The organism is Escherichia sp. WS1368, from assembly GCF_046487485.1.
Classification (GTDB): Bacteria; Pseudomonadota; Gammaproteobacteria; order Enterobacterales; family Enterobacteriaceae; genus Escherichia; species Escherichia coli.
Genome location: NZ_JBJQJI010000001.1, coordinates 430142 through 456683, shown reverse-complemented (window position 1 = coordinate 456683; position 26542 = coordinate 430142). Strand labels below are relative to the sequence as shown.

At 50.5% G+C, this 26542-nt stretch carries 23 protein-coding genes; 14 read left to right on the top strand and 9 right to left on the bottom strand.

Annotated elements, in window-relative coordinates:
• Positions 1 to 12 precede the first annotated feature (12 nt).
• From ACJHYD_RS02080 to ACJHYD_RS02070, 3 genes are all read left to right on the top strand, one after another.
• Entirely contained in the window at positions 13 to 1062 is a 1050-nt protein-coding gene (locus tag ACJHYD_RS02080; RefSeq protein WP_000182053.1) for a YeiH family protein, read from the top strand.
• A gap of 73 nt (positions 1063 to 1135) precedes the next feature.
• On the top strand, positions 1136 to 1993 hold the full coding sequence (gene nfo / locus ACJHYD_RS02075) for a deoxyribonuclease IV (RefSeq protein ID WP_000873880.1): 858 nt from the start codon (positions 1136 to 1138) through the stop codon (positions 1991 to 1993).
• A 2-nt stretch (positions 1994 to 1995) separates the two neighbouring features.
• Positions 1996 to 3084 (top strand): sugar kinase, encoded by a 1089-nt coding sequence (locus ACJHYD_RS02070; protein WP_001065004.1) that lies wholly within the window; start codon positions 1996 to 1998, stop codon positions 3082 to 3084.
• Between the two features lie 55 nt (positions 3085 to 3139).
• On the opposite strand, the gene ACJHYD_RS02065 is transcribed toward ACJHYD_RS02070, so the two are convergent.
• Positions 3140 to 4390: a NupC/NupG family nucleoside CNT transporter gene (locus tag ACJHYD_RS02065; protein ID WP_069903825.1), complete on the bottom strand. Its 1251-nt coding sequence runs from the start codon at positions 4388 to 4390 to the stop codon at positions 3140 to 3142.
• Between the two features lie 99 nt (positions 4391 to 4489).
• Positions 4490 to 5431, bottom strand: a complete 942-nt coding sequence (rihB, locus tag ACJHYD_RS02060) for a ribosylpyrimidine nucleosidase (protein WP_000415426.1) — start codon at positions 5429 to 5431, stop codon at positions 4490 to 4492.
• Between the two features lie 129 nt (positions 5432 to 5560).
• Here rihB and ACJHYD_RS02055 point away from each other — a divergent pair, with 129 nt between their 5' ends.
• Complete coding sequence (locus ACJHYD_RS02055) at positions 5561 to 6259, top strand: transcriptional regulator YeiL (protein WP_000658598.1); 699 nt, start codon at positions 5561 to 5563, stop codon at positions 6257 to 6259.
• A 67-nt stretch (positions 6260 to 6326) separates the two neighbouring features.
• Here ACJHYD_RS02055 and ACJHYD_RS02050 read toward each other — a convergent pair whose 3' ends face one another.
• The 6 genes from ACJHYD_RS02050 to fruB all read right to left on the bottom strand — a co-directional run bounded on the left by ACJHYD_RS02050 (position 6327) and on the right by fruB (position 13738).
• Positions 6327 to 7577: a NupC/NupG family nucleoside CNT transporter gene (locus ACJHYD_RS02050; RefSeq protein ID WP_001328268.1), complete on the bottom strand. Its 1251-nt coding sequence runs from the start codon at positions 7575 to 7577 to the stop codon at positions 6327 to 6329.
• Positions 7578 to 7670: 93 nt separating this feature from the next.
• The gene (psuG, locus tag ACJHYD_RS02045; protein ID WP_410228795.1) at positions 7671 to 8609 is read right to left on the bottom strand and encodes a pseudouridine-5'-phosphate glycosidase; all 939 of its coding nucleotides are present in this window, start codon (positions 8607 to 8609) and stop codon (positions 7671 to 7673) included.
• Complete coding sequence (locus tag ACJHYD_RS02040) at positions 8597 to 9538, bottom strand: pseudouridine kinase (RefSeq protein WP_001208119.1); 942 nt, start codon at positions 9536 to 9538, stop codon at positions 8597 to 8599. Before ACJHYD_RS02040 ends, psuG begins: the two co-directional genes overlap by 13 nt.
• Before the next feature lie 423 nt (positions 9539 to 9961).
• Complete coding sequence (gene fruA / locus ACJHYD_RS02035; RefSeq protein ID WP_000854453.1) at positions 9962 to 11653, bottom strand: PTS fructose transporter subunit IIBC; 1692 nt, start codon at positions 11651 to 11653, stop codon at positions 9962 to 9964.
• Positions 11654 to 11669: 16 nt separating this feature from the next.
• Positions 11670 to 12608, bottom strand: coding sequence for a 1-phosphofructokinase (gene fruK, locus ACJHYD_RS02030; protein ID WP_000091263.1), 939 nt, complete (start codon positions 12606 to 12608; stop codon positions 11670 to 11672).
• On the bottom strand, positions 12608 to 13738 hold the full coding sequence (fruB, locus tag ACJHYD_RS02025; protein WP_000487246.1) for a fused PTS fructose transporter subunit IIA/HPr protein: 1131 nt from the start codon (positions 13736 to 13738) through the stop codon (positions 12608 to 12610). The genes fruK and fruB overlap by 1 nt, the downstream gene beginning before the upstream one ends.
• A gap of 367 nt (positions 13739 to 14105) precedes the next feature.
• Here fruB and setB point away from each other — a divergent pair, with 367 nt between their 5' ends.
• On the top strand, positions 14106 to 15287 hold the full coding sequence (setB, locus tag ACJHYD_RS02020; RefSeq protein WP_000551949.1) for a sugar efflux transporter SetB: 1182 nt from the start codon (positions 14106 to 14108) through the stop codon (positions 15285 to 15287).
• Here setB and ACJHYD_RS02015 read toward each other — a convergent pair.
• Positions 15284 to 15538 carry a YkgJ family cysteine cluster protein gene (locus ACJHYD_RS02015; protein ID WP_000389030.1) on the bottom strand — a complete coding sequence of 85 codons (255 nt, stop codon included), beginning with the start codon at positions 15536 to 15538 and terminating at the stop codon, positions 15284 to 15286. The two genes, setB and ACJHYD_RS02015, sit on opposite strands and share 4 nt — an antisense overlap.
• A gap of 154 nt (positions 15539 to 15692) precedes the next feature.
• On the opposite strand from ACJHYD_RS02015, the gene yeiP reads away from it, so the two are divergent.
• From yeiP to ACJHYD_RS01970, 9 genes are all read left to right on the top strand, one after another.
• Positions 15693 to 16265 (top strand): elongation factor P-like protein YeiP, encoded by a 573-nt coding sequence (gene yeiP, locus ACJHYD_RS02010; protein ID WP_001136827.1) that lies wholly within the window; start codon positions 15693 to 15695, stop codon positions 16263 to 16265.
• Positions 16266 to 16487: 222 nt separating this feature from the next.
• Positions 16488 to 17954, top strand: a complete 1467-nt coding sequence (locus ACJHYD_RS02005; protein WP_001091917.1) for a mannitol dehydrogenase family protein — start codon at positions 16488 to 16490, stop codon at positions 17952 to 17954.
• Positions 17955 to 18071: 117 nt separating this feature from the next.
• Complete coding sequence (gene yeiR / locus ACJHYD_RS02000; protein ID WP_000198839.1) at positions 18072 to 19058, top strand: zinc-binding GTPase YeiR; 987 nt, start codon at positions 18072 to 18074, stop codon at positions 19056 to 19058.
• 38 nt (positions 19059 to 19096) lie between these two features.
• Entirely contained in the window at positions 19097 to 19810 is a 714-nt protein-coding gene (gene lpxT, locus ACJHYD_RS01995) for a Kdo(2)-lipid A phosphotransferase (RefSeq protein WP_001297918.1), read from the top strand.
• A 411-nt stretch (positions 19811 to 20221) separates the two neighbouring features.
• A complete protein-coding gene (gene mepS, locus ACJHYD_RS01990; RefSeq protein ID WP_000241011.1) occupies positions 20222 to 20788 on the top strand; it encodes a bifunctional murein DD-endopeptidase/murein LD-carboxypeptidase in 567 nt (188 codons plus the stop codon).
• Positions 20789 to 20968: 180 nt separating this feature from the next.
• Positions 20969 to 22525 (top strand): cyclic di-GMP phosphodiesterase, encoded by a 1557-nt coding sequence (locus ACJHYD_RS01985; RefSeq protein WP_000470599.1) that lies wholly within the window; start codon positions 20969 to 20971, stop codon positions 22523 to 22525.
• Positions 22526 to 22606: 81 nt separating this feature from the next.
• A complete protein-coding gene (locus ACJHYD_RS01980) occupies positions 22607 to 24421 on the top strand; it encodes an extracellular solute-binding protein (RefSeq protein ID WP_001316494.1) in 1815 nt (604 codons plus the stop codon).
• On the top strand, positions 24422 to 25516 hold the full coding sequence (locus tag ACJHYD_RS01975; RefSeq protein WP_000501604.1) for a microcin C ABC transporter permease YejB: 1095 nt from the start codon (positions 24422 to 24424) through the stop codon (positions 25514 to 25516).
• Positions 25516 to 26541: an ABC transporter permease gene (locus ACJHYD_RS01970; protein ID WP_000088901.1), complete on the top strand. Its 1026-nt coding sequence runs from the start codon at positions 25516 to 25518 to the stop codon at positions 26539 to 26541. The genes ACJHYD_RS01975 and ACJHYD_RS01970 overlap by 1 nt, the downstream gene beginning before the upstream one ends.
• Position 26542 lies beyond the last annotated feature (1 nt).

Sequence of the window (26542 nt, the reverse complement as noted above, 5' to 3'; positions counted from 1 at the left end):
AAGGAGAGGGTTATGACGAATATCACCTTACAGAAACAACATCGTACACTGTGGCATTTTATTCCGGGGTTAGCCCTGAGTGCAGTTATCACCGGGGTCGCCCTGTGGGGTGGTTCCATTCCCGCGGTTGCGGGTGCCGGGTTTAGTGCCCTCACCCTCGCAATTTTGTTGGGGATGGTTTTAGGCAACACCATCTATCCGCACATCTGGAAAAGCTGTGACGGTGGTGTGCTGTTTGCCAAGCAATATTTATTACGTCTGGGTATCATTCTTTATGGCTTCCGTCTGACGTTCTCGCAAATTGCCGATGTCGGTATCAGTGGGATCATCATTGACGTGCTGACGCTGTCCAGTACCTTCCTGCTGGCTTGCTTCCTGGGGCAGAAAGTGTTTGGTCTGGATAAGCACACCAGCTGGTTGATCGGTGCCGGTAGCAGTATTTGTGGTGCTGCCGCGGTACTGGCGACTGAGCCGGTAGTGAAAGCGGAAGCCAGTAAAGTAACCGTGGCTGTTGCAACCGTTGTTATCTTCGGGACCGTCGCGATTTTCCTCTACCCGGCGATATATCCGCTGATGTCTCAATGGTTTAGTCCGGAAACTTTCGGTATCTACATTGGTTCTACTGTGCACGAAGTGGCGCAGGTGGTGGCGGCAGGTCATGCCATCAGCCCGGATGCAGAAAACGCAGCAGTTATTTCCAAAATGCTGCGCGTGATGATGCTGGCTCCGTTCCTCATCCTGCTGGCGGCGCGTGTTAAACAGCTGTCTGGGGCGAACAGCGGCGAGAAAAGCAAAATCACTATTCCGTGGTTTGCCATCTTGTTCATCGTAGTTGCCATCTTTAACTCGTTCCACCTGTTACCGCAGAGCGTGGTGAACATGCTGGTAACGCTGGATACCTTCCTGCTGGCAATGGCGATGGCGGCGCTGGGTCTGACCACTCACGTCAGCGCGCTGAAAAAAGCCGGGGCGAAACCTCTGCTGATGGCACTGGTACTGTTTGCCTGGCTGATTGTTGGTGGTGGTGCGATTAACTATGTGATTCAAAGCGTCATCGCATAAACCACTACATCTTGCTCCTGTTAACCCGCTATCATTACCGTTTTCCTCCAGCGGGTTTAACAGGAGTCCTCGCATGAAATACATTGGAGCGCACGTTAGTGCTGCTGGCGGTCTGGCAAATGCCGCAATTCGCGCCGCCGAAATCGACGCAACCGCGTTTGCCTTGTTCACCAAAAACCAACGTCAGTGGCGTGCCGCACCGCTCACGACGCAAACCATCGATGAATTCAAAGCCGCCTGTGAAAAATATCACTACACATCGGCGCAAATTCTTCCCCACGACAGTTATCTGATTAACCTCGGACATCCGGTCGCTGAAGCTCTGGAAAAATCGCGCGATGCGTTTATAGATGAAATGCAGCGTTGCGAACAGCTGGGGCTTTCTTTGCTCAACTTCCACCCTGGCAGCCATCTGATGCAGATTTCAGAAGAGGATTGCCTTGCGCGTATTGCCGAATCCATCAACATTGCGCTGGATAAAACTCAAGGTGTGACAGCGGTGATTGAAAACACCGCCGGTCAGGGCAGTAACTTAGGGTTTAAATTCGAACATCTCGCGGCGATTATCGACGGCGTGGAAGATAAATCCCGCGTCGGCGTCTGCATTGATACCTGCCATGCTTTTGCTGCCGGGTATGATTTGCGTACTCCAGCCGAATGCGAGAAAACGTTCGCGGATTTTGCCCGTATTGTCGGCTTTAAGTATCTGCGCGGGATGCACCTTAACGATGCGAAAAGCACCTTTGGCAGCCGCGTTGACCGCCATCATAGCCTCGGTGAAGGCAATATCGGTCATGATGCGTTCCGCTGGATCATGCAGGACGACCGTTTCGACGGCATTCCGCTGATCCTTGAAACCATCAACCCGGATATCTGGGCAGAAGAGATCGCCTGGCTGAAAGCGCAACAAACTGAAAAAGCGGTAGCCTGAAGATGAACAACCGGGAGAAGGAGATCCTTGCAATTTTACGGCGTAACCCGCTGATTCAGCAGAACGAAATTGCTGATATGCTGCAAATCAGCCGTTCGCGCGTTGCGGCGCATATTATGGATTTAATGCGCAAAGGTCGGATTAAAGGCAAAGGTTACATTCTCACCGAGCAGGAATACTGCGTAGTGGTGGGGACAATCAATATGGATATTCGCGGGATGGCGGATATCCGTTACCCGCAAGCGGCTTCTCATCCCGGTACAATTCATTGCTCGGCAGGCGGCGTTGGACGCAATATCGCCCACAATCTGGCGCTGTTAGGCCGCGACGTCCATTTGCTTTCAGTGATTGGCGATGACTTTTATGGCGAAATGCTCCTGGAAGAAACGCGCCGCGCCGGCGTGAATGTCTCCGGCTGCGTTCGTTTACATGGTCAAAGCACATCGACGTATCTGGCAATTGCCAATCGAGACGATCAAACCGTGCTGGCGATTAACGATACCCATCTGCTGGAACAGTTGACACCGCAACTACTGAACGGGTCGCGCGATTTACTTCGTCATGCGGGCGTGGTACTGGCTGATTGCAACCTGACAGCCGAGGCGCTGGAGTGGGTCTTTACCCTCGCTGATGAAATCCCGGTGTTTGTCGATACCGTTTCAGAATTCAAAGCGGGCAAAATCAAACACTGGCTGGCGCATATTCACACCCTGAAACCCACTTTACCGGAGCTGGAAATTTTATGGGGACAGGCGATCACCAGCGATGCTGACCGTAATACCGCAGTGAATGCGTTGCATCAGCAAGGCGTTCAGCAACTGTTTGTTTATTTGCCCGATGAGTCAGTTTATTGCAGCGAAAAGGATGGAGAACAATTTTTGCTGACCGCACCAGCGCATACGACAGTAGACAGTTTTGGTGCTGACGATGGTTTTATGGCGGGCCTGGTATATAGCTTTCTGGAAGGAAACAATTTCCGTGACAGCGCCCGTTTTGCGATGGCCTGCGCGGCAATTTCACGCGCCAGCGGCAGCTTAAACAACCCTACCCTGTCTGCCGATAACGCGCTTTCATTAGTGCCGATGGTGTAACAATCTTGCCGGATTCGACGCTTGACCGCGTCTTATCCGGCTCATAAATCGCGCACTACGCTAAGCCAATAAAGAATCCTGCAATGGTGGCACTCATCAGGTTAGAAAGTGTCGCCGCCGCCAGCGCGCGTAAACCAAGCTGGGCGATTTCCGGCGCACGGTGTGGCGCAACCGCAGAAAACGCCCCCACCACCACCCCGATAGAACCAAAGTTAGCGAAACCGCACAACGCGAAGGAAATAATCGCCACGGTTTTAGCATCCAGAGTGCCAGCTGTTTGCAGATAAGGTGAGAAATTGAGGTAAGCGACAAATTCATTAATCGCCAGTTTCTGTCCAATCAAACTCCCGGCAAGATTCGCATCACTCCAGTCAACCCCCATCACCCACGCCAGTGGAGCCAACAGGTAACCTAAAATGGACTCCAGCGAGGCATGTTCAAAACCAAACCAGCCGCCAACGCCGCCGATAATACCGTTAATCAACGCAATTATTGCAACAAATGCCATCACCACTGTCGCCACACCTGCGGCGATTTTCAGTCCGGTCATCGCACCGCTCGCCGCTGCTTCGATAAAGCTTTTTGGCGGAGTTTCGGTGAAAGAGAGGTTATTAAAGGAAACCTGCGAAGATTCGGTAGCCGGGCTTAACAGGCGGGCAAACAAGATCCCGCCGGGGATCGCCATTAACGATGCCGCCAGCAGATATTCCACAGGCACGCCCAGTGCAGCGTAACCAATCATTGTCGAACCAGCAATCGAGGCCATGCCACTACAAATCGCTGTAAATAATTCATTGCGATTCAGCCGATCGATAAAGGGTTTGACGATTGCCGGAATTTCGTTTTGCCCGAGGAAAATGGTAGTGACCGCGACGAATGACTCGATCTTGCTGATATTTAATGCTTTCTGGAAGATACCGCCGAGAATGCGAATTAAGATCCCCATCACACCGATGTAGTAGAGAATACTCACCAGTGCTGTAACGAAGATAATTGCCGGTAATACCCTGAAACCAAAGATAAATCCTGCGCCATCAAATAAGGTATCCATTTTCGGTCCGACCAGAGAACCAAAGATAAATGCGCTACCTGCATCGCTGTACGCCATCACTTTATGCACGCCAAAAGCGACTTTTTCTGCGACCCAACGCCCTGGTGGTAACCAAAGCATAATGCCGCCAATCACGACCTGTAACACTAACGCCGCGCCAACGGTACGCAGGCTGATCTTCTTCTTGTTTACTGACCGCAAAAACGCAATTGCCAGCAATACAACCATTCCCAGAACACTTCTCATGACATCCATAGTTATTATCTCTTCATGTCATTTTGGGCGACGGCTTTCTGCCCATCAGAAATAGCCGGGCCTGCATCTTGCGATACCGGCCCGGCTTGTTATCAACACTTAATGGGTTTTGATGTAGCCGCGCACGCACTCTTCGACTAAGCCCCAGAACCAGTCGGTATCAATAGTGATGCCGACTTTGGTATTGGCTGGCTTGCCAAGAACGCCCAGCTCGTCGCAGACGGTACGCCCATAGCAAGGGCCACTGTTAACATCCACTTCGACGTACATATCCTGGGTTTTAATGCCATCAGGGTTGATCAGATAACCGATGCAGGTGGCGTCGTGCACCGGGCCGCCAGCCAGGCCATAGTTTTCGAACTGGGTTTTGAGAGTGAAGTTCATGATGTCGCTGAACAGCTCTCCGGCAGGGCCGCCTGCCCTTTCCATCCGGGCAATCACGTCCGGGGTGCAAACGGTCTGGTTGGTGAGATCGAGGCCCATCATCACCAACGGAACGCCGGAGGTGAACACCACGCGTGCGGCTTCCGGGTCAGCAAAGATGTTGAACTCGGCGGATGGCGTAAAGTTGCCAGTACCGTAAGCGCCGCCCATCAGCACAATTTCACGGATTTTCGGCAGGATTGCGGGCTGCATGCGCATTGCCACCGCGATATTTGAAAGCGGACCAACCGGCACCAGAGTGATATCGCCATCGCTTGCCATCAGGGTATCGATGATATATTTCACCGCATGAGTGCTTTCTGCCTGGCGGGTCAGCGGCTCGAATACCGGGCCATCCAGTCCGGTTTCACCGTGAATATTATCGGCAACGATTTGTTGACGCATAATGGGCTGTGGCATCCCCGCATAAACCGGAACATTAATCTCCAGTTTCTGGCAAACATTCAGGCCATTAATTAATGTTTTATCAAGCGTCTGATTACCCGCCACAATGGTGATGCCTAATAAATCTATTGCCGGATGTTTCGCTGCCATCATTATGGCAATAGCATCATCATGACCCGGATCACAATCCAGAATAATTTTTCTCTTTTCCATTGTTTATTTCCTCTGTTTCCAGTTGCGTTATTTTTTCTACAGCAAAGAAAATTCGACCGGGCCGATGATTGAATCTTAACAACAGCGTAAGTATGCTAAATATGAGAAATCTCATAGCGGATAAACATCGTGAAAGAAATCCACAATAATGACCTTAAGCAGCAATTGATGAGTGAATCCGCGTTTAAGGATTGCTTTTCAACGGATGTTTCAGCCGATACGCGGCTGTTTCATTTTTTAGCGCGTGACTACATTGTGCAGGAAGGGCAACAGCCGTCCTGGCTGTTTTACCTGACGCGAGGCCGCGCCAGGCTTTACGCCACGCTAGCTAATGGTCGCGTGTCGCTGATCGATTTCTTTGCCGCTCCCTGTTTTATTGGCGAGATTGAGTTAATCGACAAAGACCATGAACCGCGTGCGGTACAGGCTATTGAAGAGTGTTGGTGCCTTGCGCTCCCTATGAAACATTACCGTCCGCTGTTATTAAACGACACGCTATTTTTACGAAAACTCTGCGTCACCTTAAGCCATAAAAATTATCGCAATATTGTTTCTTTAACTCAGAATCAATCATTTCCGTTAGTGAATCGCCTGGCAGCTTTTATATTACTCTCGCAGGAAGGTGATCTTTATCACGAAAAGCATACGCAAGCGGCAGAGTATTTAGGCGTTTCTTATCGACATCTTTTATATGTTCTAGCGCAATTCATTCACGACGGTTTATTAATTAAAAGCAAGAAAGGGTATCTAATTAAAAACAGAAAGCAGTTGTCAGGACTGGCACTGGAGATGGACCCGGAAAATAAATTCTCAGGGATGATGCAGTAAAAATTATTTGCAATAGAGCGATTGCCGGATGTGACGCTAAATAAGCGCGTACATCCGGCAATGAAACTCAAGCTAAACCAATAAAGAACCCGGCAATGGTCGCGCTCATCAGGTTGGAAAGCGTTGCTGCTGCCAGCGCCCGTAAACCAAGCTGGGCGATTTCCGGTGCGCGTTTAGGCGAAATAGCCGAAAATGCGCCAACGACAACACCGATAGAACCAAAGTTAGCAAAACCACAAAGCGCAAAGGAGATAATCGCAATGGTTTTCACTTCCAGCGTGCCGCCCGTTTGCAGGTATGGGGAGAAACTCAGGTAAGCGACGAATTCGTTAATCGCCAGTTTCTGCCCAATCAGGCTACCCGCAAGATTGGCATCACTCCAGTCCACACCCATGATCCACGCCAGCGGTGCCAGCACATAGCCAAAAATACTTTCCAGAGAAGCATTGGTAAAACCAAACCAGCCGCCAATTCCGCCGATAATGCCATTAATCAGCGCAATAATTGCGACAAACGCCATTACCACCGTCGCCACACCAGCGGCGATTTTCAACCCGGTCATCGCACCGCTCGCCGCTGCTTCGATAAAGCTTTTTGGCGGTGTTTCGCTGAACGACAGATTTTCAAATGTGACCTGCGAAGGCTCGGTTGCCGGGCTAAGAATACGTGCAAACAAAATCCCGCCAGGGATCGCCATCAGCGATGCCGCTAACAGGTAGTCAATTGGTACGCCCATTCCGGCATAACCAATCATCATCGAACCAGCAATGGACGCCATCCCGCTACAAATTGCGGTAAACAACTCGTTGCGATTCATGCGATCGATAAACGGTTTAACGATCGCCGGGATCTCATTTTGCCCGAGGAAAATAGTGGTAACCGCAACAAAAGATTCGATTTTGCTGATGTTGAGAGCTTTCTGGAAAATGCTGCCAAGAATGCGAATCAGCAGTCCCATCACGCCAATGTAGTACAGCAGGCTGATGAGCGCAGTGACGAAGATAATCGCCGGGAGTACGCGAAAGGCGAAGATAAAGCCCGCGCCATCAAACAGGACATCCATTTTCGGCCCGACCAATGAACCAAAAATAAAGGCGCTACCGGCATCACTGTAAGACATCACTTTATGAACGCCTAATGCCGCCTGTTCTACTGCCCATTTTCCCGGTGGGAAGTAGAGCATGATGCCACCAATAGCGATTTGCAGCAGCAGTGCGGCTCCAACCGTGCGCAAACTGATGCCCTTTTTATTCACTGACAACAGAAATGCTATTGCCAGTAACACCACCATCCCCACAACACTTCTCATTATATCCATAATGATTTTCCCTTCATGCCAGTAAACCCGGCGTCAGCGCCAGGTTTTGGTATGCTTGATGAGTACGGGCGACGGCTTTCTGCCCGTCAGAAATTAACCCGCGAGACGCTGATATTCTTTGGCAATTTCGCTCGCCAGAATGGCGTTGTTGAACACCAGCTGGATGTTGGATTTCAGGCTGTCACCGCCAGTCAGTTCAGCAACACGAGCCAGCAGGAACGGTGTGCTTTCTTTACCAATAACGCCCTGCTCTTCAGCTTCAGCTGCCGCCTGATCGATCGCCGCATTGATAGTGTGTTCCGGCATCGCAAACTGTTCCGGGATCGGATTTGCCACCACCAGGCCACCGTTCAGACCGCTTTGCCATTTCACCGCCATTGCACGAGCGATTTCCGTGGCACTATCAAGGCGAATACTAACTTCAAATGGGCTGGTACGGCAGAAAAACGCAGGCAGCGCTTTTGTCTGATAGCCAATTAACGGCACACCGAAGGTTTCTAAATATTCTGTTGTTAATCCTAAATCGAGAATAGATTTTGCACCGGCACAAACAACGGTGACATTAGTATTTGCCAGTTCTTGCAAATCGGCAGAAATATCGAAGGTATGTTCCGCCCCGCGATGCACACCACCAATTCCCCCGGTGGCAAATACTTTAATTCCGGCAAGCGCCGCAATAATCATCGTTGAAGCAACGGTAGTTGCGCCATTTTTTCCGGCGGCAACAACAAAAGGTAAATCGCGACGACTAACTTTGGTCACGTTATGCCCTTCACGACCCAGCAATTCAATTTCTTCTTTGCTTAAACCCACTTTCATCACGCCGCCAATAATGGCGATAGTGGCAGGTACAGCGCCCTGTTTACGAATAGTTTCTTCAACTTCAATTGCGGTCTGGGCATTTTGTGGGAACGGCATCCCGTGAGAAATAATGGTCGATTCCAGCGCCACAACCGGTTTTTTGTTTTTTAAAGCGTCCTGCACTTCCGGGGAAATTTGTAATAATTCAGGGGAAATTTTTAATTCAGACATTCTGCGTTCTCCACTAACGATATAACGTTGGCAATCGATAAATCGGGGTTATTGGTGTATTCACAGGAGAGCGCCATTGACGAACATCCCTGTGCGAAACGAACAGATTCGGCAAACGGCATTCCGTCTACCCAACACGAAGCAAGTCCAGCCATCATGGCATCGCCCGCTCCGGTAACATTAATGACATTGGTTTTGATCGGCACAGACCAACCACTTTCACCGCTGATATCACTGTAATAAACGCCGTCGCCGCCCATGCTCAATACCAGTCGGTTCAGGCCATGTTGATGGAACCAGGCAGCAACTTTTGCCACATCTTCACGCCCTGACAAAGCAATCCCACTCAGGGTTTCCGCTTCAAGGCGGTTTGGCTTGAGAGTGTGGATTTGATTTAGACGGTCGCGCACTTTGACACATTTCCACGCGGAAACAGGATCGACAAATACGGGTACGTTGGCGGCATTATCCAGAATCCATGCCAGTGCCTCTTCACTGATATTACAGTCCGCGACAATGACCTTTGCCCTCTGAATAAATTCACCGTGCTGTGCGAGATATTCAGCTGTAATAGCGTTGCTAATATTCATGTCATTTATAGCAACCAGCATTTCACCGGTATTATCGAGTAATGATAAATAGCTCGACGTATTTTCTCCCGGCACAATCAGGCATTTATCGACATAAACACCAGATTGATTGGTTTGCGTTAGCAACGATTGACCATAAAAATCACTGCCTACTGCGCTCAGTAGCCAGGCTTTATTCCCCAGCAACGCCAGGTTTTGTGCAATATTGCGCCCTACTCCACCAGGCGTAAATTTTATTTTACCTGGATTTGAATCCGCATAATTTAATGATTCATGTGAATATCCGGCGACATCAATATTCGCCGAACCTATAATTACGACATAATCCTTTTCGCGCATAGCACGTCCTCTGGTAAAAAATTACCAACCCTGTCAATCCACAAGAATATTGATACTGCAAAGACGGTTTAAACATGTGTTCATATTTAAACATGTGCTCATAGTATGCATGTTTTACGTAAAGTAAATTACCGCCAGAGAGGCAAAATGGGCAGATTTGAGCAGGCTCACAAAACGCGATTAAATACCTGAATTATAAAAAGGGGGAATTTGTGACGGGATGCACAGAACAGGAACACTAAAAAAGGGCAGAAATTAATCTGCCCTTGAGGAAATAACCTTAGTGTTTGATGAAAGTTTCAGGTTTCCACTAAAAGATAAAACCATTTAAATTCATAAAATTACATTCACAAACCGGTCATTCTCTTTGCGCGCATCAAATGTTACAGGGCAGGAAATTTCTGCCCTGTAACACACCTTTTATTACGCTGCTTTCGCTACTGCGTCCACTTCCGGACGTTTCAGGAAGGCATAGGCCAGACCCGCCACCAGCGTACCGGCAATAATGGCTACCAGGTAACCCAATACCGGCGTAATCGCGCCAGGGATCAGCAGAACAAACAGACCACCGTGCGGTGCCATCAGTTTCGCACCAATCGCCATTGAGATTGCGCCAGTCAGCGCCCCACCCACGATACAGCACGGCAGCACTCGCATCGGATCACGGGCAGCAAACGGAATTGCACCTTCCGAAATGAAGCACAGTCCCAATACCAGAGCGGCTTTGCCACCTTCCTGCTGCGCTTTGTCGAATTTACGACGCGCCACCATTGTTGCCAGGCCCATTGCCAGCGGTGGCACCATACCTGCCGCCATAATCGCCGCCATCGGGCCATAGGTTTGAGTACTCAGCAGACCCACACCGAACGCGTACGCTGCTTTGTTTACCGGACCGCCCATGTCAGTACACATCATGCCACCGAGGATCGCCCCCAGCAGAACCGCATTCGCAGTCCCCATGGTCTGCAGCCAGTGAGTCAACCCTTCGAGAATGCCAGCAACCGGTTTACCGATCAGGTAGATCATCGCCAGACCGACCACCAGACTGGAAATTAGCGGAATGATCAGAATCGGTTTCAGCGCCTCCATACTCTGTGGCAGTTTCAATTGCGTACTGATTAACTTCGCAATGTAACCAGCCAGGAAGCCCGCAATAATACCGCCAATGAAGCCAGAACCGGTGCTGACCGCCAGCATACCGCCAATCAGACCCGGCGTGAGACCCGGACGATCGGCAATGGAAAAGGCAATATAACCTGCCAGTACCGGCACCATCAACGCAAAGGCTGAACCACCACCAATCTGCATCAGCGCCGCAGCCAACGTACCCGGCTCTTTAAACGCTTCGATACCAAAAGCAAAAGAAAGCGCGATACACAGACCACCTGCAACGACCATCGGCAGCATGTAAGAGACGCCCGTCAGCAAGTGACGGTAAGCGCCTGCACTCTCTTTCTTACCTTCAGTGGTCGCTGTTTGAGTTTTGCCCGCCGGTTCATACGGCGTTGCTTCAGCAACCGCTTTATCCAGTTCCTGCGCGGTTTTCTTCAGCGCCAGACCGGTAGAGGTGCGATACATCGGTTTACCAGCAAATTTCGCCAGATCCACTTCAATATCTGCCGCCACAATCACCAGATCTGCTGCGGCTACTTCTTCAGGGGTGATTGCATTACCCGCGCCAACCGAACCACGGGTTTCAACTTTCACCCACCAGCCACGTTTTTTCGCTTCGGTTTCAATGGCTTCAGCCGCCATAAAGGTGTGTGCTACGCCAGTCGGGCAAGCAGTCACCGCAACTACGCGTTTCGGACCGCTGGCGGCAACCGGTGCTGTCGCAGCGACCGGCGCAGTGTAAGGTTTCGCATGGCCTTTGGCTTCACTCAGGAACAGCTCAGGGTGCGCAACTGCCCGGGAAATATCGCCCAGCCAGACATTTTTACCGTTCAGCGCGCTGTCGTTCGGGATGGAATCACCGAGAACAATCGCCATTTCAGCGTCGTTCGGATTGTCGATGATTTCCAGTTTTGCTTTTCGCGCCGCCGCGCCCAGCAGGGTCTTCGCCATATAGGCGCGTGCCTGACCGAGATTAGCGTCAATAATCAGCAGCGTTTTCATTATGCCTCTCCTGCTGTCAGTTAAAAGGTTGTAAGTCGACGCGCGCCATCATTGCGGCCAACTGCGGACGATCGGTAATACCCACATTGCTTTGACTTACCGCCAGGGCTGCAACAGCTGTCGCCAGACGCAGTGTGTGTTCACTGGATTCACGCATCAGCAAGCCATAAATCAGGCCACCAACCATAGAATCCCCTGCGCCAACGGTGCTTACGACATCGACTGACGGTGGTTTGGCGATCCATTCGCCGGAGGCATTAACCCAAAGCGCGCCTTCGGCACCCAGTGAAATAACGACATGCGCGATACCTTGTTCACGTAGCGCATGTGCAGCTTCAATCACATCTTTCATTTCAGGCAGTTTACGGCCTGCCCAGATTTCCAGCTCGCGGCGGTTAGGTTTCACCAGCCACGGTGCCGCTTTCAAACCTGCTACTAACGCTTCACGGCTACTATCAAAGATAATGCAAGGACACTGACTACGCAGGCGAGTCATCCAGTCGGTGAACGCTTCCGGGCTGACGCCTGACGGTAAGCTTCCGCTGACACAGACCATATCGAACTGACCGAGCCAGCTCAGAGAATCAGTCACAAAGCGTTCCCAGTCGGCGGGAGTGACTTCAAAACCCGAGAAGTTGAAGTCGGTCACTTCGCCGTCTTTTTCCGTCAGCTTAACGTTAATTCGGGTGCGCCCCTGTACAACCTGGAAACGGTTGGCAATGCCCAGCTCGCTGAACAGTTGCTGAAAACCATCCTGATTGTCTTTACCGAGGAAGCCGCCAACAGTGACATCAATTCCCAGGTCTTTTAACACTTTGGCCACGTTGATGCCTTTACCCGCCGCATGCAGACCGGTGGTTTTCACCAGGTTCACTTCGCCGCGTTCAATTTCCGGGCAGAAACCAACAAGGTCATAAGCCGGATTAAGGGTGATAGTAGCAACACGTCTGCTCATTATGCGCCCTCCCCAAGACCAGCAGCGATAGCGTCGCCAATGGCTTTCAGCGCCTGTTCAGCATCTGCACCCTGGGCGGTAAAGCGTAGGCGATGACCTTTCTTAACGCCAAGTGCCACAACTTTCATCAGACTACGTCCGTTTGCCGGTTTGCCGGTGCCATCAAGGTTTGTCACGGTAATATCACTGTTAAATTGTTTAATGGTATTGACCAGCATGGTACCTGGACGAGCATGCAGGCCGTGTTCATTGCGCACCACAAACTCCGCGCTTAACACGTCGTCGGTCGGCGCATCATCGCTGGTCAGCAGCGCCAGCAACGTTGCCGCATCCGCTTTCAGCAAGCGGTCAGCTTTATTGTCGAGTAACAAATCAGCGAGACGCTTTAGAACCGCAATGGGCTGATCGTCATTCATCGCCACACTCACCAGCATGGCTGCCGTTTCGCCGTCCACATCAAAAGCATTTGCCGCACGGCTTACCGCAATCGCGCTACGCAGATTGCCTTCGGCGCTATCGCTCAGCCAGATACCCTGTCCGAGGTTCAGCGGTTGTTCATTGATGGCTTTGGTGACGAAAGTGGCGTCAACTGCCCCCGCCTCTTTCAGACGAGCAGCGTTCAGCGCCTGAAGAGTCAGCAGATCGCTGGCGACGATATCCAGCGTCAGCATTTCGTTGTCGAGCTTCAGCTGCTCACTCTGCTTTTCGCCCATCAGCAATGCGCGAAGTTCTTCTGCTGTTGTTGCTGACTTCAGTTGTTCAGCAACGGAATCATCGCTCAGTACGTGGGTCAGCTGGCGTAGCAGGCCCAAATGTTCATCCGAGCTGGCAGCAATACCGATCGCCACGTACGCTACCTGGCCGTCACCCCAGGTGACGCCTTCCGGGAACTGAAATACCTGAACGCCGGTTTTCAGCACCTGATCGCGGGTGTCGGTAGTGCCGTGTGGAATAGCAATACCATTGCCGAGGAACGTAGAGGTTTGCTGTTCGCGCGCCAGCATGCCATTGACGTAGCCTTCAGCTACATTACCGGCCTGCACCAGCGCCGCAGCGACCTGGCGAATCGCCTCTTCTTTGTCTCCGGCCTTTTCGCCCGGATGGATGTCCTGTACGGATAACTGGAACATAGTTCTCCTCTCTTGCTGAATTGAAACGATTCAGCTTCTATGAGAAAAAAAGCGCCAACCTGGCTTAGGGTTAAAGACAAGATCGCGCTGAAACGTTTCAAGAAAGCATAATACTTCTGTTTCAGCACGCAAGGAAAGCCGTAAAGTTATGAGCAAAAGTTTGATGTGCTGCACAATTTTTTGTCATTTTTCCTAATTGCTGATGGGAAAATCCGTTATCAGCAATTTCATTTCAGCAGCGTCAGCAGCCAATCAGCAACAGTGAAATGGCATTTTGATTATTCGTGGCGCTTTTGATTTCGCTGTCTGTTTATTTTCTGACAAGCAGCGTAAACTCCGCGTCTTCCTCTTCCAGTGATCGACCAGCATGCATAACTCCCCCGCAGTCTCCAGCGCGAAATCGTTTGACCTGACCTCGATGGCGTTTTTAATCGTTGCCTTTCTCACCGGTATTGCGGGCGCTCTACAAACCCCGACACTCAGTATTTTTCTTACTGATGAAGTACATGCCCGCCCGGCGATGGTGGGATTCTTCTTTACCGGCAGCGCTGTCATTGGGATTCTGGTAAGTCAGTTTCTCGCCGGGCGCTCTGATAAGCGCGGCGATCGCAAATCGCTGATTGTCTTTTGCTGCCTGTTAGGCGTGCTGGCCTGCACTCTTTTTGCCTGGAATCGCAACTACTTTGTTTTGCTATTCGTTGGCGTCTTTCTTAGCAGCTTTGGCTCGACTGCTAACCCGCAAATGTTTGCCCTCGCCCGTGAACATGCTGACAAAACCGGACGTGAAGCGGTGATGTTCAGCTCTTTTTTACGCGCTCAGGTTTCACTGGCATGGGTCATTGGCCCGCCGCTGGCTTATGCCTTAGCGATGGGTTTCAGCTTTACGGTAATGTATCTGAGCGCAGCGGTAGCGTTTATTGTTTGCGGTGTGATGGTGTGGCTGTTTTTACCGTCGATGCAAAAAGAACTTCCACTGGCGACCGGCACGGTTGAAGCGCCGCGCCGTAACCGTCGCGATACGCTGCTGCTGTTTGTCATTTGTACATTGATGTGGGGCTCGAACAGCCTGTACATCATCAACATGCCGCTATTTATTATCAACGAACTGCATCTTCCCGAGAAACTGGCCGGTGTGATGATGGGGACCGCCGCCGGGCTGGAAATCCCGACCATGTTGATTGCCGGATATTTCGCCAAACGTTTGGGTAAGCGTTTCTTAATGCGCGTTGCTGCCGTGGGTGGCGTCTGTTTTTACGCAGGAATGCTGATGGCGCATTCACCTGTCATTCTGTTGGGCTTGCAGCTGCTTAATGCTATTTTTATTGGCATTCTGGGCGGCATCGGGATGCTCTATTTTCAGGATTTGATGCCCGGTCAGGCAGGTTCAGCCACCACGCTCTATACCAACACTTCGCGCGTGGGCTGGATCATCGCAGGATCAGTGGCGGGCATCGTCGCCGAGATCTGGAATTATCACGCTGTGTTCTGGTTTGCGATGGTGATGATTATCGCCACTCTGTTTTGCTTACTGCGGATTAAAGATGTTTAAGGCGCGGTCAGCATTTCCAGATCGATAAGCCAGGTCATTGCCTGCTGACGCGAGTTACCGCACATTTCAGCGCTGGCTTGTAAGCCCGCACAAACTTTCGGTCGCAGTGGCGAGGTGAAAATTTTACAGCGTTGCTGTTCATCAAGCTGAATGCAGGGCGTATTGGCGGGCTTGCCATCTGGCATACCGGGAATAGGGCTGGAAATTGAAGGGGCAGTGCAACACGCCCCGCAACCCGGACGGCATTCCATACGTTGTTCTCTTAAGGTTAACCACCGGATTGATGAGCGCGCACAGTACCACCTTTTTTGCACCAGCAAAAGTGCGAATACCACTTGCCCGAAAGGCCCGTCGCGAGTACTTTGTCGCGATATTTTTGACATTTTCGACTACAGGAATTTTTCGATGCCAAGAGCGAACGAAATTAAAAAAGGTATGGTACTGAATTACAACGGCAAACTGCTGCTGGTTAAGGACATTGATATTCAGTCGCCCACTGCCCGCGGTGCCGCTACGCTGTACAAAATGCGTTTTTCTGATGTCCGTACCGGGCTGAAAGTAGAAGAGCGTTTCAAAGGAGATGATATCGTTGACACCGTGACTCTGACCCGCCGTTACGTTGACTTCTCCTATGTCGATGGTAACGAATATGTCTTTATGGATAAAGAAGACTATACCCCGTATACCTTCACCAAAGATCAGATTGAAGAAGAGTTGCTGTTTATGCCAGAGGGCGGCATGCCGGACATGCAGGTGCTGACCTGGGACGGTCAACTGCTGGCGCTTGAGCTGCCGCAGACCGTTGATCTGGAAATCGTTGAAACCGCACCTGGCATCAAAGGGGCATCTGCCAGCGCCCGTAACAAACCGGCGACATTGAGCACTGGTCTGGTGATTCAGGTACCAGAATACTTAAGCCCGGGCGAAAAAATTCGTATCCATATCGAAGAACGCCGTTATATGGGGCGTGCTGACTAACTTCAGCCGCATGCAGAAAAGGGATAGCTCAGGCTGTCCCTTTTTTAATTTATTATACCAATCTTCTATTTTGCGCTTCCTGAACACCTTACGCCCGCAATATTCACTCGTTGATTGATCGCCCTCACACTTCATCGCATTAACAATCCAGACCAATTTCAATTGCTGTCATATAACTTTACACTGTCATTGTTAATTAATCGTTACTAAGACGTGACTCCTATGAATACAATCGCCTCCGTTACGCTCCCGCATCATGTACACGCTCCACGCTACGATCGCCAGCAGTTGCAATCACGTATCGTTCATTTTGGCTTTGGTGCCTTTCACCGCGCACATCAGGCATTACTGACCGATCGTGTGCTGAATGCCCAGGGCGGCGACTGGGGGATCTGTGAAATCAGCTTGTTCAGCGGCGATCAACTGATGAGCCAGCTCCGCGCACAGAACCATTTATATACCGTGCTGGAGAAAGGGGCGGACGGCAATCAGGCGATAATTGTCGGTGCCGTTCACGAATGCCTGAATGCAAAACTGGATTCCTTAGCGGCAATTATTGAGAAGTTTTGCGAGCCACAGGTGGCAATTGTTTCCCTGACGATTACCGAAAAAGGCTATTGTATTGACCCGGCCACCGGTGCACTCGACACCAGCAATCCGCGGATTATTCACGATCTACAAAACCCTGAAGAACCTCACTCCGCGCCGGGTATTCTCGTCGAAGCACTGAAACGACGCCGTGAACGCGGCCTTGCACCGTTTACCGTACTCTCCTGCGACAATATTCCCGACAATGGCCATGTGGTGAAAAACGCGGTGCTGGGGATGGCGGAAAAACGTTCACCAGAACTCGCCGGGTGGATAAAAGAACACGTCAGTTTTCCGGGAACCATGGTCGACCGCATTGTTCCGGCTGCAACCGACGAATCACTAGCGGAAATCAGCCAGCATCTGGGGGTGAATGATCCCTGCGCGATTAGCTGCGAACCGTTTATCCAGTGGGTGGTGGAAGATAACTTCGTCGCTGGGCGTCCTGCCTGGGAAGTCGCAGGTGTACAAATGGTGAATGATGTCCTGCCATGGGAAGAGATGAAACTGCGTATGCTTAATGGCAGCCACTCTTTTCTCGCTTATCTGGGTTACCTCTCAGGATTCGCCCATATCAGTGATTGCATGCAGGATCGCGCATTTCGCCATGCCGCCAGAACATTAATGCTGGATGAGCAAGCGCCAACACTGCGAATTAAAGATGTCGATTTAACACAATATGCGGATAAGTTAATTGCACGTTTTGCTAACCCGGCGCTGAAACATAAGACCTGGCAAATCGCAATGGATGGTAGCCAGAAATTACCGCAACGTATGCTGGCAGGTATTCGCATACATCTGGCGCGCGAAACGGACTGGTCGTTGCTGGCATTAGGCGTTGCAGGCTGGATGCGTTACGTCAGCGGCGTTGATGATGCCGGAAATGCCATTGATGTTCGCGATCCGCTTAGCGATAAAATTCGCGAACTTGTTGCGGGCAGTAGCAGTGAACAACGCGTCACCGCCCTGCTTTCCCTGCGTGAAGTTTTCGGTGATGATCTGCCAGATAACCCGCATTTTGTGCAGGCTATCGAACAAGCCTGGCAACAAATCGCACAATTCGGCGCGCATCAGGCGCTATTAAACACCCTCAAAATTTAACGATTTCTGCGGTTAAAGCGGATGAAGCTCGCCTTCGTCCGCTCCCCCCTTCTCTTTTCTGCCTTTTTTAGCCAGGATTAACGCTCAGTTAACTTTTAAGAGTATTGCGGAGCCGTTGTGACCAGGACCAACCTCATCACCGGTTTTCTCGGCAGCGGGAAAACTACGTCGATTCTTCATCTGTTAGCCCATAAAGATCCCAACGAAAGATGGGCGGTACTGGTTAATGAATTTGGGGAAGTCGGAATTGATGGTGCTTTGCTCGCCGATAGCGGCGCATTGCTGAAAGAGATCCCCGGCGGCTGCATGTGCTGCGTTAATGGTTTACCCATGCAGGTAGGATTGAATACCTTACTGCGTCAGGGAAAACCAGACCGCTTGTTGATAGAGCCGACCGGGCTGGGCCATCCGAAACAAATCCTCGATCTCTTAACCGCACCAGTCTATGAACCGTGGATAGATCTGCGCGCCACGTTGTGCATTCTCGATCCACGCCTGCTGCTGGACGAAAAAAGCGCCAGCAATGAAAACTTCCGTGACCAGCTGGCTGCCGCAGACATTATTGTCGCCAATAAATCCGACCGTGCGACGCCCGAAAGTGAGCAAGCGCTACAGCGCTGGTGGCAGCAAAATGGTGGCGATCGGCAATTAATTCACAGCGAGCATGGGAAAATTGACGGTCATCTTCTGGATTTGCCGCGTCGCAATTTAGCCGAGTTGCCCGCCAGCGCCGCACATTCTCATCATCATAGCGTGAAAAAAGGGTTAGCAGCGTTAAGCCTGCCAGAGCATCAACGCTGGCGTCGCAGTCTGAACAGCGGACAAGGGCATCAGGCTTGTGGCTGGATATTCGACGCTGATACGGTATTCGACACCATTGGCATTCTGGAATGGGCGCGACTTGCACCGGTGGAACGCGTCAAAGGCGTGATGCGTATTCCCGAAGGGCTGGTGCGAATCAACCGTCAGGGCGATGACCTGCACATTGAAACGCAAAACGTTGCGCCACCGGACAGTCGTATTGAGCTGATTTCCAGCAGCGAAGCTGACTGGAATGCCTTGCAGAGCGCGCTGTTGAAGCTTCGTTTAGCGACTACCGCGTAAGGTTGCCTGCGTTTTTCAGTAAGATAATTAGAGAAAATATGATTAAAAATTTGCCGCAAATAGTGTTGTTGAATATTGTCGGCCTCGCGCTGTTTCTTTCCTGGTATATTCCCGTTAATCATGGATTCTGGTTGCCGATTGATGCGGATATTTTTTATTTCTTTAATCAGAAACTGGTCGAAAGTAAGGCCTTTTTGTGGCTGGTTGCATTGACCAACAATCGCGCTTTCGACGGTTGTTCTCTGCTGGCGATGGGAATGTTGATGCTGAGTTTCTGGCTGAAAGAAAACGCCCCTGGCAGACGACGTATCGTGATTATTGGTCTGGTCATGCTATTAACTGCAGTGGTATTAAACCAGCTGGGTCAGGCATTAATTCCTGTAAAACGGGCCAGCCCAACATTGACTTTTACCAATATTAACCGCGTCAGCGAACTGCTCTCTGTCCCCACGAAAGATGCCTCACGAGATAGCTTTCCCGGTGATCACGGTATGATGCTGCTTATTTTTTCGGCATTCATGTGGCGTTATTTCGGCAAAGTTGCAGGCCTTATCGCCCTTATTATTTTTGTGGTTTTTGCATTTCCCAGAGTAATGATTGGCGCACACTGGTTTACTGACATCATTGTAGGTTCGATGACCGTGATATTGATCGGTTTGCCCTGGGTGTTGCTGACGCCATTAAGTGATCGATTAATCACCTTTTTTGACAAATCACTACCGGGAAAAAACAAACATTTCCAAAACAAATAACTCACAGTAATTAACATCATCAGGGTTATTTTTATAGTGAGGATAATCCTGATGATGCGCACCGTGCTTTCATCTATCGAACGCAAAAATCATTCTCTAAGTAAATGAATGGATTGCATGCGCTTCACTCAATCGTACTTTAATTGACCAATCCCGCTTATTAACTTTCTGTATCACTTTTTCTTATAAAAAATCATGTAAAACCGCTCGCCAAGACCGCACCAATCGGGTAATCTCGAACTCGTTTTGCCTCGGCGGTAGATTATCCTCACAGCATATAATTTTGTGCGTTAGTCCACAGATTTGGCCTTAAGGAATTGTTTCAACATGCCCAGGTAATTAGTCTCGTGTCGCTTGGCATTTTTTTATAACGATATTTGTCGTTAAGGACTTCAAGGGAAAACAAACAACATGGTCAAATCTCAACCGATTTTGAGATATATCTTGCGCGGGATTCCCGCGATTGCAGTAGCGGTTCTGCTTTCTGCATGTAGTGCAAATAACACCGCAAAGAATATGCATCCTGAGACACGTGCAGTGGGTAGTGAAACATCATCACTGCAAGCTTCTCAGGATGAATTTGAAAACCTGGTTCGTAATGTCGACGTAAAATCGCGAATTATGGATCAGTATGCTGACTGGAAAGGCGTACGTTATCGCCTGGGCGGCAGCACTAAAAAAGGTATCGATTGTTCTGGTTTCGTACAGCGTACATTCCGTGAGCAATTTGGCTTAGAACTTCCGCGTTCGACTTACGAACAGCAGGAAATGGGTAAATCTGTTTCCCGCAGTAATTTGCGTACGGGTGATTTAGTTCTGTTCCGTGCCGGTTCAACGGGACGCCATGTCGGTATTTATATCGGCAACAATCAGTTTGTCCATGCTTCCACCAGCAGTGGTGTTATTATTTCCAGCATGAATGAACCGTACTGGAAGAAGCGTTACAACGAAGCACGCCGGGTTCTCAGCCGCAGCTAATAAACCGTTTGGATGCAATCCCTTGGCTATCCTGACGAGTTAACTGAAAGCACTGCTTAGGCAGTGCTTTTTTGTTTTCATTCATCAGAGAAAATGATGTTTCCGCGTCTTGATCCAGGCTATAGTCCGGTCATTGTTATCTTTTAAATGTTGTCGTAATTTCAGGAAATTAACGGAATCATGTTCATACGCGCTCCCAATTCTGGACGTAAGCTCCTGCTTACCTGCATTGTTGCAGGCGTGATGATTGCGATACTGGTGAGCTGCCTTCAGTTTTTAGTGGCCTGGCATAAGCACGAAGTCAAATACGACACACTGATTACCGACGTACAAAAATATCTCGATACCTATTTTGCCGACCTGAAATCCACTACTGACCGGCTCCAGCCGCTGACCTTAGATACCTGCCAGCAGGCTAACCCCGAACTGACTGCCCGCGCGGCATTTAGCATGAATGTCCGTACGTTTGTGCTGGTAAAAGATAAAAAAACATTCTGTTCATCTGCGACTGGTGAGATGGACATTCCACTCAATGAATTGATTCCGGCGCTCGACATTAATAAAAACGTCGATATGGCGATCTTACCCGGCACGCCGATGGTGCCGAACAAACCCGCAATCGTCATCTGGTATCGCAACCCTTTGCTGAAAAATAGCGGCGTGTTTGCCGCTCTGAATCTCAATCTGACGCCTTCTCTCTTTTATAGTTCACGGCAGGAAGATTACGATGGCGTCGCCCTCATTATTGGCAATACTGCGCTATCTACCTTTTCTTCACGTTTGATGAACGTTAATGAATTAACCGACATGCCGGTCCGTGAAACTAAAATTGCGGGCATTCCTCTGACCGTTCGGCTTTATGCAGATGACTGGACATGGAACGATGTGTGGTACGCATTTTTACTGGGCGGCATGAGTGGAACTGTCGTTGGCCTGCTCTGCTATTACCTGATGAGCGTACGTATGCGCCCCGGCAGAGAAATCATGACCGCCATCAAGCGCGAACAATTTTACGTGGCGTATCAACCGGTGGTGGATACACAATCTTTGCGAGTAACGGGCCTGGAAGTACTGCTACGCTGGCGGCATCCTGTCGCGGGAGAAATACCCCCGGATGCCTTCATTAACTTTGCCGAATCGCAAAAGATGATTGTGCCACTGACTCAGCACCTGTTTGAGTTGATTGCCCGCGATGCCGCAGAATTAGAAAAAGTACTGCCGGTAGGCGTCAAATTTGGCATTAACATTGCGCCGGACCATCTGCACAGCGAAAGCTTTAAAGCAGATATCCAGAAACTGCTCACTTCCCTGCCCGCACACCATTTCCAGATTGTGCTGGAAATTACCGAGCGCGATATGCTGAAAGAGCAAGAAGCCACGCAACTCTTTGCCTGGCTACACTCGGTCGGCGTAGAAATTGCTATTGATGACTTCGGTACCGGGCACAGCGCGCTTATCTACCTTGAGCGTTTTACGCTCGATTATCTGAAAATTGACCGTGGATTTATCAACGCCATCGGTACGGAAACGATCACTTCACCCGTACTTGACGCGGTGCTGACGCTGGCGAAACGTCTCAATATGCTGACGGTTGCTGAAGGGGTCGAAACGCCGGAACAGGCGCGATGGCTAAGCGAACGCGGCGTTAATTTCATGCAAGGCTACTGGATTAGTCGCCCGTTACCGCTGGACGATTTTGTCCGCTGGCTGAAGAAACCGTATACGCCGCAGTGGTAAGGTGTGCTTACGTCCCTTATTATTCATAGTGAAAGCATGCCGGATTGCGGCTAATGATGAGTAAAAGGAAATCCGTTGCAGATGATTGTGCGCATACTGCTGCTGTTTATCGCTCTGTTCACCTTTGGTGCGCAGGCGCAGGCTATCAAGGAAAGCTATGCCTTTGCCGTGCTGGGCGAACCCCGGTACGCGTTTAATTTCAACCATTTTGATTATGTGAACCCCGCCGCGCCAAAAGGGGGGCAGATAACGTTGTCAGCCCTCGGCACCTTCGATAATTTCAACCGCTATGCACTGCGCGGCAACCCGGGCGCACGCACCGAGCAGCTGTACGACACGCTATTTACAACTTCCGATGACGAACCAGGCAGTTATTACCCGCTGATTGCTGAAAGTGCACGCTATGCTGACGATTATTCCTGGGTGGAGGTCGCTATTAATCCGCTCGCCCGTTTTCATGATGGTTCGCCCATTACTGCCCGCGATGTAGAGTTTACTTTTCAAAAATTTATGACCGAAGGCGTGCCGCAATTTCGTCTGGTCTACAAAGGCACCACCGTCAAAGCCATTGCGCCGTTAACCGTGCGCATTGAGTTAGCTAAACCCGGCAAAGAAGATATGCTGAGTCTGTTTTCGCTGCCGGTGTTTCCAGAAAAGTACTGGAAGAATCACAAACTTAGCGACCCGCTCGCCACGCCTCCGCTTGCCAGTGGTCCGTACCGAATTACGTCCTGGAAAATGGGGCAAAATATTGTCTATTCCCGCGTGAAAGATTACTGGGCAGCAAACTTACCGGTAAACCGTGGACGCTGGAATTTCGACACCATTCGCTACGATTATTACCTCGATGATAATGTCGCCTTTGAAGCGTTTAAAGCCGGTGCCTTTGATTTGCGTATGGAAAACGACGCCAAAAACTGGGCCACGCGCTATACCGGTAAAAATTTCGATAAGAAATACATCATCAAAGATGAGCAAAAGAACGAATCAGCCCAGGATACGCGCTGGCTGGCGTTTAATATCCAACGTCCGGTATTCAGCGATCGCCGGGTGCGGGAAGCGATCACTCTCGCCTTTGACTTTGAATGGATGAACAAAGCGTTGTTTTACAATGCCTGGAGTCGCACGAACAGTTATTTTCAGAATACCGAATACGCGGCCAGAAATTACCCCGACGCCGCGGAGCTGGTGCTTCTGGCACCAATGAAAAAAGATCTACCGCCAGAAGTCTTCACGCAAATCTACCAGCCGCCGGTATCCAAAGGCGATGGCTACGATCGTGACAACCTGTTAAAAGCCGACAAACTTCTCAACGAAGCGGGCTGGGTGCTGAAGGGTCAGCAACGCGTAAATGCCACAACGGGTCAGCCGCTCAGCTTTGAGTTATTGCTACCTTCGAGCAGCAATAGTCAGTGGGTATTGCCGTTCCAGCACAGCCTGCAACGGCTGGGTATCAACATGGACATTCGCAAAGTGGATAACTCGCAAATCACCAACCGCATGCGCAGTCGCGACTATGACATGATGCCGCGCGTATGGCGGGCGATGCCGTGGCCCAGTTCCGATTTACAGATTTCCTGGTCATCGGAATATATCAATTCCACTTATAATGCCCCCGGCGTGCAAAGCCCGGTTATCGACTCGCTGATCAACCAAATTATTGCCGCGCAGGGAAATAAAGAAAAATTACTGCCGTTGGGGCGAGCACTGGATCGCGTATTAACGTGGAATTATTACATGCTGCCAATGTGGTACATGGCGGAAGACCGTCTCGCCTGGTGGGATAAATTCTCCCAACCCGCTGTACGCCCTGTTTACAGCCTGGGTATCGATACCTGGTGGTATGACGTTAATAAAGCGGCCAAACTGCCGTCAGCCAGACAACAGGGAGAGTAGATGGGCGCTTATCTGATTCGCCGTCTGTTGCTGGTGATCCCAACGTTATGGGCGATTATCACTATCAACTTTTTCATCGTGCAAATTGCGCCTGGCGGTCCGGTCGACCAGGCCATCGCCGCCATTGAGTTTGGTAATGCCGGAGTATTACCCGGCGCAGGCGGTGAAGGTGTTCGCGCCAGCCATGCGCAAACGGGCGTCGGCAATATCAGCGACAGTAATTACCGTGGCGGACGCGGATTAGATCCAGAAGTGATCGCCGAGATCACTCATCGCTACGGTTTCGATAAGCCGATCCACGAACGTTACTTCAAAATGCTCTGGGACTACATCCGCTTTGATTTTGGCGACAGCCTTTTTCGCAGCGCCTCGGTACTGACGCTGATTAAAGATAGTCTGCCGGTTTCCATCACCCTCGGATTATGGAGCACGCTGATTATCTATCTGGTGTCGATTCCGTTAGGCATTCGCAAAGCTGTTTATAATGGTAGTCGCTTTGACGTCTGGAGTAGTGCATTTATCATCATCGGCTACGCCATTCCGGCCTTTTTGTTTGCCATCCTGCTGATTGTCTTCTTCGCAGGCGGCAGCTATTTCGACCTGTTCCCTCTACGCGGCCTGGTTTCCGCTAACTTTGATTCGCTGCCGTGGTATCAGAAAATCACCGATTATCTGTGGCATATCACGCTGCCGGTGCTGGCGACAGTGATTGGCGGCTTTGCGGCGCTGACCATGCTGACAAAAAACTCATTCCTTGATGAAGTGCGCAAGCAATACGTGGTGACCGCCCGTGCGAAAGGGGTAAGTGAAAAAAATATTCTCTGGAAACATGTGTTCCGCAACGCCATGCTGCTGGTGATTGCCGGTTTTCCGGCGACGTTTATCAGCATGTTTTTTACCGGCTCGCTGCTGATTGAGGTGATGTTTTCACTCAATGGTCTTGGCTTACTGGGCTACGAAGCGACCGTCTCGCGCGATTATCCTGTAATGTTTGGTACCTTGTATATTTTCACCCTGATTGGCCTGCTGCTGAATATTGTCAGTGATATCAGCTATACGCTGGTCGATCCGCGTATAGATTTTGAGGGACGTTAATGTCGCGACTCAGCCCCGTCAATCAGGCCCGTTGGGCGCGTTTTCGTCATAACCGTCGCGGCTACTGGTCGTTATGGATTTTCCTCGTTTTGTTTGGTTTGAGTTTGTGTTCTGAACTGATCGCCAACGATAAACCGTTGCTGGTACGTTATGACGGCAGTTGGTATTTCCCGTTGTTGAAAAACTACAGCGAAAGCGATTTTGGCGGCCCGCTGGCAAGCCAGGCTGATTATCAGGACCCGTGGCTGAAACAGCGGTTGGAAGATAAAGGCTGGGTACTATGGGCACCGATTCGCTTTGGCGCTACCAGTATCAACTTTTCTACCGACAAGCCCTTCCCCTCCCCACCCTCCCGGCAAAACTGGCTGGGAACGGATGCCAATGGCGGCGATGTGCTGGCACGTATTCTCTATGGCACGCGGATCTCAGTTCTGTTTGGCCTGATGCTGACCCTCTGCTCCAGCGTGATGGGCGTGCTGGCGGGGGCGCTACAAGGCTATTACGGCGGTAAAGTCGATCTCTGGGGGCAACGTTTTATTGAAGTATGGTCGGGGATGCCGACGCTGTTTTTGATTATTTTACTTTCCAGCGTCGTACAGCCTAACTTCTGGTGGCTGTTGGCAATTACCGTCTTGTTTGGCTGGATGAGTCTGGTCGGCGTGGTGCGGGCGGAGTTTTTACGTACCCGTAATTTCGACTACATCCGCGCGGCGCAGGCGCTTGGCGTCAGCGATCGCAGTATCATCCTGCGTCATATGTTGCCAAATGCCATGGTCGCTACCCTCACCTTTTTACCGTTTATTTTATGTAGTTCGATCACCACCCTGACCTCACTCGATTTCCTCGGCTTCGGTCTGCCGCTCGGTTCACCGTCACTCGGCGAACTGCTGTTACAAGGGAAAAATAACCTTCAGGCCCCGTGGCTTGGGATCACCGCCTTCTTGTCGGTGGCGATATTGTTGTCTTTGCTGATCTTTATTGGTGAAGCCGTCCGCGACGCATTTGATCCTAATAAGGCGGTGTAGC

Bases quoted from the DNA above. Each gene is read 5' to 3' on its own strand.
- ACJHYD_RS02080 (WP_000182053.1), top strand. From the start codon at position 13: ATGACGAATATCACCTTACAGAAACAACATCGTACACTGTGGCATTTT.
- nfo (WP_000873880.1), top strand. From the start codon at position 1,136: ATGAAATACATTGGAGCGCACGTTAGTGCTGCTGGCGGTCTGGCAAAT.
- ACJHYD_RS02070 (WP_001065004.1), top strand. From the start codon at position 1,996: ATGAACAACCGGGAGAAGGAGATCCTTGCAATTTTACGGCGTAACCCG.
- ACJHYD_RS02065 (WP_069903825.1), bottom strand. From the start codon at position 4,390: ATGGATGTCATGAGAAGTGTTCTGGGAATGGTTGTATTGCTGGCAATT.
- rihB (WP_000415426.1), bottom strand. From the start codon at position 5,431: ATGGAAAAGAGAAAAATTATTCTGGATTGTGATCCGGGTCATGATGAT.
- ACJHYD_RS02050 (WP_001328268.1), bottom strand. From the start codon at position 7,577: ATGGATATAATGAGAAGTGTTGTGGGGATGGTGGTGTTACTGGCAATA.
- psuG (WP_410228795.1), bottom strand. From the start codon at position 8,609: ATGTCTGAATTAAAAATTTCCCCTGAATTATTACAAATTTCCCCGGAA.
- ACJHYD_RS02040 (WP_001208119.1), bottom strand. From the start codon at position 9,538: ATGCGCGAAAAGGATTATGTCGTAATTATAGGTTCGGCGAATATTGAT.
- fruA (WP_000854453.1), bottom strand. From the start codon at position 11,653: ATGAAAACGCTGCTGATTATTGACGCTAATCTCGGTCAGGCACGCGCC.
- fruK (WP_000091263.1), bottom strand. From the start codon at position 12,608: ATGAGCAGACGTGTTGCTACTATCACCCTTAATCCGGCTTATGACCTT.
- fruB (WP_000487246.1), bottom strand. From the start codon at position 13,738: ATGTTCCAGTTATCCGTACAGGACATCCATCCGGGCGAAAAGGCCGGA.
- setB (WP_000551949.1), top strand. From the start codon at position 14,106: ATGCATAACTCCCCCGCAGTCTCCAGCGCGAAATCGTTTGACCTGACC.
- ACJHYD_RS02015 (WP_000389030.1), bottom strand. From the start codon at position 15,538: ATGGAATGCCGTCCGGGTTGCGGGGCGTGTTGCACTGCCCCTTCAATT.
- yeiP (WP_001136827.1), top strand. From the start codon at position 15,693: ATGCCAAGAGCGAACGAAATTAAAAAAGGTATGGTACTGAATTACAAC.
- ACJHYD_RS02005 (WP_001091917.1), top strand. From the start codon at position 16,488: ATGAATACAATCGCCTCCGTTACGCTCCCGCATCATGTACACGCTCCA.
- lpxT (WP_001297918.1), top strand. From the start codon at position 19,097: ATGATTAAAAATTTGCCGCAAATAGTGTTGTTGAATATTGTCGGCCTC.
- mepS (WP_000241011.1), top strand. From the start codon at position 20,222: ATGGTCAAATCTCAACCGATTTTGAGATATATCTTGCGCGGGATTCCC.
- ACJHYD_RS01985 (WP_000470599.1), top strand. From the start codon at position 20,969: ATGTTCATACGCGCTCCCAATTCTGGACGTAAGCTCCTGCTTACCTGC.
- ACJHYD_RS01980 (WP_001316494.1), top strand. From the start codon at position 22,607: ATGATTGTGCGCATACTGCTGCTGTTTATCGCTCTGTTCACCTTTGGT.
- ACJHYD_RS01975 (WP_000501604.1), top strand. From the start codon at position 24,422: ATGGGCGCTTATCTGATTCGCCGTCTGTTGCTGGTGATCCCAACGTTA.
- ACJHYD_RS01970 (WP_000088901.1), top strand. From the start codon at position 25,516: ATGTCGCGACTCAGCCCCGTCAATCAGGCCCGTTGGGCGCGTTTTCGT.